The sequence below is a fragment of the Candidatus Eisenbacteria bacterium genome (assembly GCA_030017955.1).
Lineage (GTDB): Bacteria > Eisenbacteria > RBG-16-71-46 > JASEGR01 > JASEGR01 > JASEGR01.
The window spans coordinates 1-13,097 of record JASEGR010000016.1; the positions used below are offsets into that span (position 1 = coordinate 1).

The 13,097-nt window shown below is 53.2% G+C and carries 11 protein-coding genes; 5 read left to right on the top strand and 6 right to left on the bottom strand.

Translation table 11 applies throughout. The annotated features are described in order from the left end of the window. Window positions 1-158 precede the first annotated feature (158 nt). The 3 genes from QME66_03665 to QME66_03675 form a co-directional block, all read right to left on the bottom strand. Entirely contained in the window at window positions 159-1,616 is a 1,458-nt protein-coding gene (locus QME66_03665; protein MDI6808065.1) for an SDR family oxidoreductase, read from the bottom strand. A 128-nt stretch (window positions 1,617-1,744) separates the two neighbouring features. Continuing rightward, window positions 1,745-2,128: a transcriptional regulator gene (locus QME66_03670; protein ID MDI6808066.1), complete on the bottom strand. Its 384-nt coding sequence runs from the start codon at window positions 2,126-2,128 to the stop codon at window positions 1,745-1,747. A gap of 516 nt (window positions 2,129-2,644) precedes the next feature. Then, window positions 2,645-2,968 (bottom strand): hypothetical protein, encoded by a 324-nt coding sequence (locus QME66_03675; GenBank protein MDI6808067.1) that lies wholly within the window; start codon window positions 2,966-2,968, stop codon window positions 2,645-2,647. Between the two features lie 285 nt (window positions 2,969-3,253). Between QME66_03675 and QME66_03680 the strand changes: the two genes are divergently transcribed. Then, window positions 3,254-5,368, top strand: a complete 2,115-nt coding sequence (locus QME66_03680; protein MDI6808068.1) for an MtrB/PioB family outer membrane beta-barrel protein — start codon at window positions 3,254-3,256, stop codon at window positions 5,366-5,368. 43 nt (window positions 5,369-5,411) lie between these two features. After that, on the top strand, window positions 5,412-6,362 hold the full coding sequence (locus tag QME66_03685) for a WG repeat-containing protein (GenBank protein MDI6808069.1): 951 nt from the start codon (window positions 5,412-5,414) through the stop codon (window positions 6,360-6,362). A gap of 160 nt (window positions 6,363-6,522) precedes the next feature. Here QME66_03685 and QME66_03690 read toward each other — a convergent pair whose 3' ends face one another. Genes QME66_03690 through QME66_03700 form a run of 3 tightly spaced genes read right to left on the bottom strand, consistent with a single transcriptional unit; the run spans window position 6,523 to window position 9,372 of the window. After that, window positions 6,523-7,362, bottom strand: coding sequence for a metal ABC transporter permease (locus QME66_03690; protein ID MDI6808070.1), 840 nt, complete (start codon window positions 7,360-7,362; stop codon window positions 6,523-6,525). Between the two features lie 10 nt (window positions 7,363-7,372). Next, entirely contained in the window at window positions 7,373-8,290 is a 918-nt protein-coding gene (locus tag QME66_03695; GenBank protein ID MDI6808071.1) for a metal ABC transporter substrate-binding protein, read from the bottom strand. Window positions 8,291-8,304: 14 nt separating this feature from the next. Continuing rightward, window positions 8,305-9,372: a hypothetical protein gene (locus tag QME66_03700; protein MDI6808072.1), complete on the bottom strand. Its 1,068-nt coding sequence runs from the start codon at window positions 9,370-9,372 to the stop codon at window positions 8,305-8,307. Between the two features lie 881 nt (window positions 9,373-10,253). Between QME66_03700 and QME66_03705 the strand changes: the two genes are divergently transcribed. From QME66_03705 to QME66_03715, 3 genes are all read left to right on the top strand, one after another. Beyond that, window positions 10,254-10,676: a Fur family transcriptional regulator gene (locus QME66_03705; protein MDI6808073.1), complete on the top strand. Its 423-nt coding sequence runs from the start codon at window positions 10,254-10,256 to the stop codon at window positions 10,674-10,676. A gap of 206 nt (window positions 10,677-10,882) precedes the next feature. Continuing rightward, window positions 10,883-12,265 carry a sigma 54-interacting transcriptional regulator gene (locus QME66_03710; protein MDI6808074.1) on the top strand — a complete coding sequence of 461 codons (1,383 nt, stop codon included), beginning with the start codon at window positions 10,883-10,885 and terminating at the stop codon, window positions 12,263-12,265. 186 nt (window positions 12,266-12,451) lie between these two features. Further along, window positions 12,452-13,078, top strand: a complete 627-nt coding sequence (locus QME66_03715; protein ID MDI6808075.1) for a NifB/NifX family molybdenum-iron cluster-binding protein — start codon at window positions 12,452-12,454, stop codon at window positions 13,076-13,078. Window positions 13,079-13,097: the final 19 nt, after the last annotated feature.

Genomic DNA, 13,097 nt, shown 5'->3' on the forward strand with positions numbered 1-13,097 from the left:
CCCGAGGACGATGGCACTCTTTTTTCAGTAAACGCGTGCATAATTCAGGCTAGTCATAGGGATCCACCGCGGAATCCAGAGCACCCCTGTTAACCGAAGACATCTCCATCGCGGAAAACCAGATCCCTATTTATCATCGAGAAGACTTGATCCCCCTCTTAGCTCCGTCTTTCAATCTGCTTGATCAGGTCATTGAAAAGCAGGCGGTGAAATGGCAGGAATAGGTACCAGTATATCTCGCCCCAGAGACCATGCGGAAAGTAATGGGCGGCGACTGACAATCTTCTCTTCCCCTCGCCAGTCTGTATGAGTGGGGCGTGGCCGACCCCCTCTCCTTCCTGGATATTGAATTCCAGCCATGCCCGCCCGGGGAGCTTCATTTCCGCCCGGAGCAGAAGGCGCCGATTCATCTGAAGATCCTCTGTGCGCCAGAAGTCTATTACGTCATTGATCTTCAAAGTTGTCTGGCTCCTCCGGCCGCGAGAGGTTCCTACGCCTAGCAGAATTCGGTCAACCGCTCCGCGCAGCCGCCACATCCAGTTGTTGGAGAACCAGCCCCCTCTGCCCCCAACTTTGCAGATGGATTGAAAGAGTGCAGAGGCGGCCTTCTCCGTAACCAGCGAGTAAGAGGCAGTGAACTTGGGGACCTCCTTGCACTCATGGAGTCTCAATGCCAATTCGTGAGCAGGTGGATAAGCGTCAGACCAGCGGGTACGTATGTCATCCTGTTCTACGCGATTCATTGTTCTGATAATGGCCTCTTTATGGCCTAACGGCTGGAATGGCAGTAATTGTCGAATGGAATTATCCTGACAGACGACCTCATTCTTCAGACCTTCAATCAAACAGCGCGTTATGTGGTCTGGAACCGGCGTCAGGAGGCTCCCCACGTAGGAATAGAACCGAATGTTGGAAACCATGAACGGGACAAAAAGTCTCTTCTTGTTCATCACTTTGGCACGAATCTTCAACATGTCCTCATAGGTTAGGACATCATTACCCCCGATATGAAAGGATTTGCCGGCTGCTTCAGGCGTTTCCAGGACCCCGACCAGATACCTGATTACATCGCGGATGGCAATGGGCTGGCATCTTGTCTTTGCCCAGCGCGGGATGGGGATTATGGGGAGTCTTCTTACCAGATGTTGAATAATTTCATCCGAGGCGCTTCCGGACCCGATGATGATCGCTGCCTGCAGGATTGTCACGGGGACTGTTCCTTGCTTCAGCTCCTCGGCTACGTGGATTCGACTCTGCAAATGAGACGAAAGCTGGGTCTGAGTATCGCCAAGTCCTCCAAGATATATAATCCTTCTGACCTTCTTCTCTTCCGCAGCCCTTCGGAAATTCGCGGCCGCCTTTATGTCCGCTGATGCAAATCCTCTCGGCCCCAGAAGCAACGAGTGAATCAAATAATATGCAGTGTCGACACCTTCCAGGGCCTCTCTCAGACGGTCGATTTCAAGTGCATCGGCAACAGCGATCTCCGCCTCCGGCCAACGCTCCTTATATACAGGAGATGCTGCTCTTACCATTACTCTGACCCGGTATCCGCGGGCCAACAGCTCCGGAACCAATCTTCCCCCGATGTAGCCGGAAGCACCTGTCACTAACACTTTCCCAATTCCTTTTTGCGGTCTTGAGGGGAGATCATGGCAGAAGAGGTTTTCATTTTCCCAGGGTCGCTTGGAGGAATTGCTGCCAATGGAATGATTCGACATGAGCAGTCTAGAGGGAAACCGGACTATGCGTGTTTCATGTGCCTTGCGAAAACTTCACATCTCCGGCATGTAACAATTTTCTTGGACCAGTTATCCCGGGGCTTGCCCCGGCATATCGTGCCGCAGATGAACCAGCAGAGATGGCCGGCGTTGAATTCCCACGCAGGGCAGGTATCTCGAGTCTTAGGGGGACAGCCGCGAATTTCCCAGCAAGGACGAGGCCGCTTGCGGGTTCCAATCTTAAGGGCGCCTAGAAAGAGCACCTGGCGCTCCACGTGCACCGGTATCTTTCTCCAACCTTGCTCAAAGCTTTGAATTGCCTTGACGGATGTTCCCAGGAGTTGCGCCATCTGTTCTTGGGTTTTCTCAAGTTTTTGGCGGAGAACCTGAAATTCTTTGCTGTCCATTTTTGTTCCTCTCCTCGGGGAAGATGTAAGGATCCGTTTGTCGAGAAGATTTTGCTTGACGCATAGTACCACGTTGTGGTACTTTTGTAAAGCTTTTTCCATTGTGCCAAAAAATCTATCAGAACGTCGTCCCCTTGCCGGGGATCTTCTTATCTACCCTAAAGGAAGACGACTGCTGTTGCAATCAATTGAAGAGGGGGCCTGATGAATAAGCATCTAACCTTTTTTCCGATTCTGGTCTTTTTATGGGCAGCTTTTCTCCCGGCAGAAGTCCGAGGAGGTAACGGTGTTCTCGGGGTGGAAGTCTGCAGAGGCTGTCATGAGGACCGCTACGCAAACTATTCGATGTCCACACACGCCCAAAAAGGAATCCCGAATAGTCCAGCCAGCAAGGATGGGTGCGAATCTTGCCACGGGCCGGGGGCTGCCCATGTGGAGAAAAGCGGCGAAAGAGGCGTGGGGATATTTATTTTTGGCAAGAGGATCGCAGATGCCACGGAGAAGTCTGCAAAATGCCTAGCCTGTCACGGTGAACAGAAAGACCTGTCCTTCTGGGACATAGGTAAGCACAAGGCCCAAGGTGTTTCTTGTGACAACTGCCATACGGTTCATTCCGGCACGCGGAAGAATCTGAAAGCCCCCGAGCCCGACCTCTGCAATATCTGCCATCGGAGCATACGATCCCAGGAAAACAAGCAGTCCCACCATCCCATAAGAGAAGGGAAAATGAAATGCACGGACTGCCACGATCACCACGGAGGTTTTGGCCAGAAGATGATCAAGGCGAACGAAGTGAATGAACTCTGCTACAACTGTCATGCAGAAAAAAGAGGTCCCCATATGTGGGAACATCCTCCGGTGGAAGAGAATTGCCTGAGCTGTCATACCCCGCACGGGAGCAATGTTTCCAAACTTCTGGTCAGCAGAGTCCCGCTGCTTTGCCAAAGCTGTCACGACTGGACTCGACATCCGGGGACGATCTACACCAGTTTTGAGACTTTCCAGGGAGCTACTCCTTCAAACAAGATGTTTGCCCGAAATTGTCTGAATTGCCACACAACAATTCATGGAAGCAACGCCCCGTCCACAAGAGGCGAAAGACATGTACGATAAGGGAGAAAGTCAATGAGGTCGAAGATATTTGTTTGCGCCATGATTTCCGGCGTGATCGTGTTCTCGAGTGTTTCTGCTCAAGAGAAAAAATCTGAGACAGAGGCTTCGGTTACCTGGATCACTCCGGAAACGGATGGACAGAGGGGCAAATTCAATGAGTACCGGGATATCAAGGATGGAGTCTATGTCGGGGTCGAGACCAGGTTTGACAAGGAGAAATACTATCTGGATTTCAGGGCCAAGGATGTAGGGTACAAGACTCAGAGGCACGACCTTGAAGGCAGGAAATGGGGAAAGCTTGGCTTTTTCCTCCAGTACAACGAGCTTCCTCACAACCTCACTTACGGAGCAACGAGCTTCTACACGGGAGTCGGAGGGGCCAACCTGACTTATGTCTCACCGACTCCGGCCAACGGATCGCCGAACAAAGACATATCTACCTGGACCGCTTTTGACTACTCCACGGAGAGAAAAAACTACGGGGGAGGCCTTAGACTGGAAATGCTGAAACCGTTCTTTCTTGATGCCTCACTCAACAGGGAAGAAAGAAGTGGAGTATATCCGGTCGGAGTCGCGGGGACCAGTCCGGGAGGTCCTGCCATTGAGCTTCCCGCACCGACCAGCTACGTGACCGACGATTTGAAGCTGGAAGCCGGATATGCCAGGAACCCCTTCTTCGTTTCGCTCAGCTACATTCACAGCAATTTCAAGAACAACAACTCTGAATTGGTTTTTGTCAACCCGTCAACCAAGAATACGGCGGCGACCAGCGATACGTTTATGCTCCCGCCAAGTAACGATTGTGACAAACTGGGCCTGAGCGGCGCGGTCAAGCTCCCATTTCGAAGCAAGCTCAGCTTCAACGCAACTTCTTCGAATACGCAGTCCCACGTCAACCTTCTTACCTCCTACGTGGCAGATGTCACCGGCGGAAGAACCTCTGTCACTTCTTTGCGCAAATACGTTTTCGATGGGAAGACAGACACCAGAAGTTACAGATCTACGTTCACTTCCAGTCCGTTCTACTTCCTGGATGGAAAGGTGTTCTACAAATACTACAACAGGGAGAATAAGTCAGACAGCATAAGGACAACAGTCGGAACAACGACTTTGGTCAACCACTTGTTTGATTATCGAAAGGCCGGCTACGGAGCAGAACTAGGTTTCAAATTACCGGCGAGTTTCTACTTCACAACATCTTACACCCACGGCCGCATCGAGAGGGAGGAAAGGGACGATATCCCCACAAACACAGACGACACCTACGGGACTGAACTGCGATGGGGCGGATCGGATTTCATGGTGGCCAGGATGGGTTATGAGAGGCTAGTGAGAAGAGGAGCTTTCGTGGGACGGACAGTCACAGGTGCCACGGATGCCGCCAATATCGAACGGTATCAAAGACGGTTTGATGCGGCCCCCAGAGACCGGAATGCCTACAAGGCCATGTTAGATGTCTTTCCAACGGAGAACGTCAATATCAACCTGGGGTACAGATACAAAGATACGAAGCACAAAGAGACGATCCTTGGGGTGCGGAGCGACAAAAGGAATGAATTCAACGTGGATGGGGATTACCTGATCGCAAAGAGAGTGAGACTTTTTGCCTACGTCGATTACGAGCACGCCAAGATTGATCAACAGGAAAGACGGTTCGATACTGGAACGAACGCCGATCCTGGAGGAAGCTCGGATTCCCTTTCTTACACGTGGCAAGTTGCTCAAATAGAATCAAACTATGGCTATGGAATAGGGACAGACGTTCACATCCTTCCACAGAAGCTGGCTCTGAAGTTGCAGCACAGCTCTTCCAAATCGGATGGAAGCGCTGATTATACCATCGCCTTTCTTCGTGTTGGGAGAACGCAGGACAACATAGATATCTCCAACTGGGGAAGATACAGGACAAGGTATTATCTGGGCGAGTTGACGTATAACCTCACAAAAACCTTGTCCTTTGGTGCCGGCTACATCTACACGGTATTTGCTTCCGACGACGCACAGTACAGCGGATACAAGTTTCTATATCCCGCGGGGTCAACGAACGGCAATTTTCTGACCGGAGCGTACGCGGACTTGACCTATAAGGCGAACATCGTGTACTTCAGTGTTGCATATCGGCCATGATCGAATCCTGGAGAATGTATGGACTCTGGCCAAAGGGGGAAATGTGAGACGGGAATACTCATGGAATTCCAAGTCTGTGCTCCCATTAATACTGGGGATTATCTGGAGTGTGGGCGGGTGTGCAGCGGGAAAGTGGGGCTATATCGATTCATCGGATAAGATGGTTATCGTTCCGCACTATGACGATGCCACCCCCTTCACCGAAGGCCTGGCTGCCGTAAAAGTCGGTGAAAAGTGGGGCTATATTGACAAGGCAGGCAAGTTCATCATCGAGCCCCAATTCATAGAAGCCTGGCGTTTTCGTGAGGGATTGGCTGCCGTGCTAAGCGGGGACAAGTGGGGCTTCATCGACACCAAAGGAAAGTTTGGAATCCCGCCTCAATTCGAGGATGCTGCTTCGTTTGCCGAGGGACTTGCACCCGTCGAAGTCGGGGGCAAATGGGGGTATATCGACAAGGCCGGAAAGTTTGCCATCCAGCCGCAGTTCGATTACGCCTGGCTCTTCTCCGAGGGGCTTGCCGAAGTGAAGCTTGGGGAGAAGTGGGGTTTCATCGATAGATCAGGACAGGTCGTTGTCAAACCTGAATATACCGGAGTATTGTCTTTTTCCCAGGGGCTGGCCGGGGTGATAATCGGCAGTAAGCGTGGCTTCATCGATAAAAAGGGCCAAACCGTAATCAAACCGCAATTCGACAATGTCCTGTCTTTCTCCGAGGATTTGGCACCGGTGAAACGTGAAAACAAATGGGGGTACATAGACAAGAGCGGGAAAATCGTCATTGAGCCCCAATTTGAGCGGGCTTTCCCCTTTCATGAAGGATTGGCTTCCGTAAAACTCGATTACAAGTGGGGCTACATCTTCAACACGGGACAATTCGCCATCCGGCCAAAATATGACGGCGCCTTCCCGTTCAGCGATGGGCTGGCCATCGTGAGAAAGGGACGGGCCACAGGTTATGCTGACAAGACCACAAAGTACATGAGGATTCTATAGGCAAGGCTGTTCCCTGATCCCGGTCCGGGTCGATCCTTCCTCGCGCCCCGATGCTGAGTCCGGGCCCGATGGAGGCATCCGGGCACCTGCGAACCGATTGGTTGCAGGTGCGAGTCCTGCCCGGGGAGCCAGAGGTTTTGCGTCCTTGCCCTCCGTGAGACTATGGTGATATCTGCTCTCTCCGTCCAGTTGACCTAAGTCGAAAGACGGAGGCGATCATCGCTACGAGAAAGACGATTCCAAACGTACACACGATCGCCGCACCGGTAGGCAGATCGAATGCCGCTGAGAAAAAGAGTCCTGCAAGGCTGGCAATTATGCTCACGCCCCATCCTAAAAGTAATTGGGTCCGAAGCCTGGACGACAAGAGCATTGCGCACGCGGCAGGGACCACGAGATAGGAGAAGATGAGCAGAACACCTGCGACTTCCACTGACGATGTTACAACCACCCCAAGGGAAACATAGAAAAGAAAATCCCACCACGTGATTGAGAGACCCTGTCTTTCGGCCAGGTCTGGCTCTATTGAGATCGTGAGAAAGGGCTTTCTGAAAGCGACATGAAACAGGCCAATGACGCCGCAAATAATTGCCAGCCTTATCACATCCTGCCAACCAGCGAAGAGGATATTGCCGACAAGCATGTGTTTGATATGTTCCATTTCCGAAGGGCTTCGGCTCAGGACGATTATCGATGCGGAGGTCGTGACCACGTATACGATGCCGATAACCGCCTCCTGAGGGACGCTTTTCCCCTTGAGGCGCGTAAGGGCAAAAATTGCAGCACCGGCCAGAGCAAAGGCGAACGAAAACAAATACGCCGGTGCAGTATGCAACCCCACACCAAGGAGTATTCCGATCATAGCGCCCAGCGCTGCAATCTGCGCCAGTGCCAGATCTACAAAGATCACTTGGCGTTCAATAATGTGGATGCCTAGATAGGCATAGATCCCGCTGAGGACTGCGCACAGGACAAACGGTATCACCATTAGCTCGAACATGCCACACCTCCTATCGCGGAGCCTGGAGCGCGTCTGTAAGTCGGGCGATGTCATTGTCGAGAAGATCTATGTAAGTGTCTGTTCCCTCGAGCCCGCCGACCGAGGGAGCCAGTACCGCAACTCTTGCGGCAGCCTTTGACGCGATTGACTGGGCAGTTCTCAGGTTGAAATATGGCTCCATGACTATGACTCTTACATTCTCGGCCTTCATCTTGCCAACGAGCGAGGCGATATGCGACGGCGTCGGCGGTATGCCCGGTTTTGGTTCTACGAATCCGACGATAACGAGCCCGAAACATTGCGCAAAATAGGGCCATGAATTGTGATATGCGACGATTTTTGCGCCCCGATACGGCTTCAACCGTTCTTTCCATCTGTGAATCGCCGCATCGAGCCTTTTAGCATACTCTTCGTGATTCTTTCTGAAGTAATCAGCGTTCGAAGGGCTTATCTCGCACATCTTGGCGAGTATAGAGCTAAGAATGGGCTTGGCATTTTCAGGGCTGATCCAGTAGTGCGGGTTGCCATAGATATGTATGTCGCCCATACGGCTGTCTATCCTGCCTTCCGGGATTTCCAGCTTGACAATAGGCAACGATGCATCAAGGTAACCTTTAGCCCCCTCCATAACGCTGGGATTTCGTGCTGCGTCAATAAGGCTTTCTACCCACTGATCAAGATCCATTCCCACTCGAATAAGTAGGTTTGTCTTTTTGAGTTGCACGACCATCGAAGGCCGCGGCTCAACCGCATGTGGGTCCTGATCACCGCGGGAGAGGCTGGTGACGACTACACGATCCATGCCGATGTTCCTTGCAAAGTCAGCCATATCGGACGTCGTGGTGACTATTCGCAGTCTGCTATCTCCGTGGGCAACACCTGCCGTTAAAGCCGCTGCCGAAATCATGGCTATCAATAACCGAGTCATTGTGTTCCCTCCCTCTACTGGAGTGGGTGACTATGCGGACCAATGCCGAATACGAGTTGGAGTGTTGCCTCATGTGCTCCGCTCGATGGTGCATATCCGTATTGAAGCCGTATCCTCGTTGTCTCGGTGAAACGATACCCGCCTACCGTTGAAACCATGGAGCCGGTTTTCCTTTGTGGGAAGGCATTCTCAGACCAGTCATACCTGAATCCACCATCCCAATGCTTGTTGAACTGGAACCCGAGAAAACTCCAGAGGCCCAACCGTTCAATCCGTCCCACCGGGACTTTACGAATCAGGTGCACTATTTCATTCTGGAAGATCACCCTTTGATAGTTTGACAACCACATTCTCGTGGTCAGGTCGGCTCCGCCGATCATTACGTCATCCTGGTGTTCAAGATAGTGTGAGCCGTTACCTTTTGCGCCGCTAGCACCCATCTCGAGCTCCACCCTGTCACCCAACCGAAACCCCGCCCACATTCGACCGGTGTGAACTCGTCCGGCGGGCGAGAATTCCGTTGATTCTTCGGGCTCAGTGTCTCCCTCCTCATGGACATGACCTGCCGGAATCCACCATGTACCCGTATTCACCTCAAGAAAGAACGGCAGGGGAAAAAGGTAACCAAGCGTGACCCCCTCCCCCACAAAGCCGTGAGGTCCGAAGAAATTCGTAAGCGCAAGCGGCTGATCCACAAAGGGGCGTTCGTGCTGATGTATCTTGTTCAGTTTGCCAAAGTCGATGTGGATTCTTCCCGCTTTGAGGCCGAGCCCGTCAGCGAAAAAACGCAGGGAACTGACCAATGCCTCGCAGATTTCTGGTTCGAACGTATCTCCGTGACGGTGCATCGCCAGAAACACATCGGCTCGCATCTCCGGATACAGATACCCCTGGAGAGCAAGCTCTATCCCTCTGATAGTCACTCTGTTTCTACCTGCGGAGACTAAGTCGTTTGACGTCTGCGCGGATATGTCTCCTATGACGCTGATGTCGGGAAGATCTGTAGCCGCCGCATACACAGATACAGGTGGGAAAGCAATTAGAATCAAGAAGAGAACCGTTACATTCTTCATATTACTCATAGTCAATTCCTCCGTTCGGGAACTAAATAGCATCACCACGCGGCGACCACGGGACACAGGAGAAAATTCCGGCTCACAGGCTCTTGCCAGCCATCAGCAATCGGCTGACACGGCAAGGCAGAGCCATAGGACCGCACACGAATCTGGAATTGGGAAAAATGTCAAGCAGACAATGGAGGGCCGTGAATAGGGGGCAGGTAGGCGAATGAAAAACTGACAAAACCAGTACACAGAGGAGCAATGAGACTGGTGAAAGCAGGCCGCCAGACAGATCCAATGGGCGAAGCGGGCGGGTCGCAACAAGAGAGCAGAAAGATGCAGAGCGGGCAATAGGCCCTTGCCTCTGCCTGGGCATCGGTGTGCACGTCGCATGAGGCAATAAAAATCGCTGAGAGGAAAGCCCCAATGAACAGGGAGGAAAACAATTTCTTCATGTTTGAATAGGGAGGTTTAGAAGCGTTCATAAACGAATCTCAAGAATACGCCGTTCTACCCATGGTACAAAGTATGAAGATGGTTTCTCCGGGTGTCTCAACTCGTCTTAGCCACCACATATACGTACTTGAGGATATCCGACCCAGTGTTAAGTACGTCATGCTCTGTATTGGGTGGGCAGTAGAGTGCAACGCCCGGTTTCATCTCTAACCGCGTGCCACCAGTGATTACTACTTGCCCATCATACCTTCCGCCAAGGTGCTTTGCAAGGAACTTCTCGGCAGCAGCATAGACTTTCAGGCGAACAAGACTTCAGGAACTCCGGCTGCCTGTCGAAGAATGGCACTTGACAACAAAATTACTTCGCTATACATTCCTATTTACGAATGAAACCGACCTCGGAGACTCACGACAATAAGCTTTGGCAGAAAGAACTGCAACATCGAATGAATTACCTCAAGGAACGATTCACACGTTCCGGCGTTAAGCTAACGCACCAGCGCCTGGAGATTTTCCGCGAGGTAGCGATATCCGTTGACCATCCGGATGCAGAGACGATTTGCAAGGGCGTTCGCGAAAGAGTCCCCACGGTGTCGCTGGACACGGTGTATAGAACACTATGGTCGCTGCTGGATCTCGGGATCATAACCACCATAGGACCTCCTCGCGGGAGAATGCGATTTGACGCGAATATGGGTTCTCACCATCACTTCATCTGCACGAAGTGTGGAATGACCCGTGACTTTTGCAGCAAGCAGTTTGACCAATTGAAGATTCCGGACACTGCGAAGATGTTGGGAAGAGCGGAAAAGACGCAAGTGGAAGTCAGAGGCGCTTGTTTGAGATGTTCGAAGAAGAAGGGCAAATAATCTGAATAGATTGACTGCCGGCCCCAAGAGACTTCAGCTGAACGTTGATGAGATCAAACGCCTCGCGGCGATGACTCAGGAGGAGCGCATCAGAGCGACTATGAGCTGAGGGGAGCAGCTTTGATGCTTCGCGAGGCGCAGGGCGAGCCGGTCGAAATCATTTCCGAATTGGAGAGCCAAGATCGGCTCTTACAGGGATCGTCAGGATGAGGAAACGCAAGAAGATCAGGAAGCCCGCCGTCTTGACACCGGAGGAAACTATTCTCGAGAGCATCTCGGACGGTGTTTTCACGGTGGATCTGGATTGGCGCGTCACATCGTTCAACCGGGCTGCCGAAGACATCACAGGTGTGGTGCGCTCGGAGGCGATGGGTCGGCGCTGCTCCGAGGTATTCCGCTCCAGTATGTGCGGCGCCGGCTGCGCTCTTCAGCGAACGCTCAAAACGGGTAAACCCATCATCGGCAAGTCCGGGTACATCATCGACGCGGACGAGAACCGCATTCCCATCAGCATCTCCACGGCCGTGTTGCGGGATACCGAAGGCCGCGTGGTCGGTGGAGCGGAGACCTTCCGGGACCTGTCTGAGGTTGAGGCCTTGCGCCGGGAACTCGAGGGTCGATTCCGAGTTGGCGACCTCGCAAGCCGCAGCCCTCTGATGCAAAGGGTATTCGAGGCCGTGCCCGTCATTGCCGTCAGTCCCAGTACGGTCCTTATTCTCGGGGAAACCGGGACGGGCAAGGAACTGATAGCGCGTACTATTCACGAGCTTAGCCCACGGCGGGACGGCCCATTCATACCGGTCAATTGCGGGGCATTACCGGATACTCTTCTCGAATCCGAACTCTTCGGCTACAAGGCTGGCGCGTTCACAGGGGCAAACAAGGACAAGCCTGGACGGTTTGCCATGGCACGGGGTGGGACTCTGTTCCTCGACGAGATCGGCGACGTGAGTCCGGCGCTCCAGGTGAGGCTCCTGCGGGTACTGCAAGACCATAGGTATGACCCGCTCGGAGCGACCCGCTCCGAGACGGCGGACGTCAGAGTCATCGTTGCCAGCAACAGGGATTTGGCGGTACAGATGCGCAAGGGTGCATTCCGGGAGGACCTCTACTACCGCGTGAATGTGCTTCGCGTGGAGCTGCCACCACTTCGACGGCGCAAGGAGGATATCCCGCTTCTGGTAGATCAGTTCATTGAGAGATTCAACCGTCTGCAGCGTAAGTCTATCCAGGGGATCGCGGCCGAGACGCTTTCCTTGCTCATGGCTTATGATTGGCCCGGCAACGCGCGCGAACTGGAGAATGTCATCGAACGATCATTTGTCATCTGCCAGCAAGGTCTCATCGGCATCGGGCATCTGCCCGAGGAGTTGACGGCGCACAGCATGACGACAGGCGCGGACCTTAGCGTGCGATCAGCCCACGATCTTGTTGACGCCCAAGCAATACGCGCCGCCCTGGATCGAAACCGCTGCAATCGGTCCGCTGCGGCCAGGGAGCTTGGCATTCACAAGACCACGCTCTTCCGCAGGATAAAGAAGCTGGGCATTTCCCTTCCCAGGCGGAACGGCCGCTCCCCCCAAGAATAGTAGCGTCAGTGCACCTGGCCTTGCCTCCCACAGTAGCAATCTTACTACTGTATAGCCCAAAACTATCCCCTCAATGAGATTCATAACTCTCTATCTTTCAATGTATTGTCGCGGATTCCACGGCTCGTCTCATCCTGGCACGACAAATGCTTTCCTTCGCTAGAGAAGGACGAACGGGAGAATCGGATGATGAAAGCGGCATTCGCAGCCTGGAACAATCGAATCGCGCCGGTCTTCGATGTGGCGGGCCAGATTCGCCTTGTGGAGACCGAGGACGGACAGGTTGTCCGCGAGACGCAAGAGACGATCACAGACGATCTGCCAGCTCAGAAGGCACTTCGTCTTGCAGAACTGGGCGTCGGCATCCTGGTTTGCGGTGCGATATCTAAACCCTTGCATGAAATGGTCGCTGCCTACGGCATCCGGGTTGTTCCTTTCATGGCCGGCAGCCTGCAAGAAATCATCGGGGCTTGGCTCACTGGGGACCTTGATTGGAATGTCTTTGCAATGCCGGGCTGCTGCGGGCGAAGGCGGCTCGGGGGAACGTATGGCCTACACCGGGAGGATTACGTTATGAACGGAAGAAAAGGTGGTGGGATGGAACAAGGCGGGGACCGGGGTCAGGGCGGAGGAGGCGGTCGAGGTCAGGGGCGAGGTGGACAAAGACCCGGTCGGATGGGGGGCCCCAAAGCCGCCGGACCGACCGGTACCTGCGTGTGCCCTAAATGCGGGCAGAGGGAACCACACGAACGTGGTGTACCCTGCGTCGAGCGTAAGTGTCCGAAGTGCGGGGCCGCGATGAGCAGGGAATAGCAGTCAATCTTTGAGAGAG

Bases quoted from the DNA above. Each gene is read 5' to 3' on its own strand.
- QME66_03680 (MDI6808068.1), top strand. From the start codon at position 3,254: ATGAGGTCGAAGATATTTGTTTGCGCCATGATTTCCGGCGTGATCGTG.
- QME66_03670 (MDI6808066.1), bottom strand. From the start codon at position 2,128: ATGGACAGCAAAGAATTTCAGGTTCTCCGCCAAAAACTTGAGAAAACC.
- QME66_03705 (MDI6808073.1), top strand. From the start codon at position 10,254: ATGAATTACCTCAAGGAACGATTCACACGTTCCGGCGTTAAGCTAACG.
- QME66_03700 (MDI6808072.1), bottom strand. From the start codon at position 9,372: ATGAGTAATATGAAGAATGTAACGGTTCTCTTCTTGATTCTAATTGCT.
- QME66_03695 (MDI6808071.1), bottom strand. From the start codon at position 8,290: ATGACTCGGTTATTGATAGCCATGATTTCGGCAGCGGCTTTAACGGCA.
- QME66_03715 (MDI6808075.1), top strand. From the start codon at position 12,452: ATGATGAAAGCGGCATTCGCAGCCTGGAACAATCGAATCGCGCCGGTC.
- QME66_03675 (MDI6808067.1), bottom strand. From the start codon at position 2,968: ATGGGGACCTCTTTTTTCTGCATGACAGTTGTAGCAGAGTTCATTCAC.
- QME66_03710 (MDI6808074.1), top strand. From the start codon at position 10,883: ATGAGGAAACGCAAGAAGATCAGGAAGCCCGCCGTCTTGACACCGGAG.
- QME66_03690 (MDI6808070.1), bottom strand. From the start codon at position 7,362: ATGTTCGAGCTAATGGTGATACCGTTTGTCCTGTGCGCAGTCCTCAGC.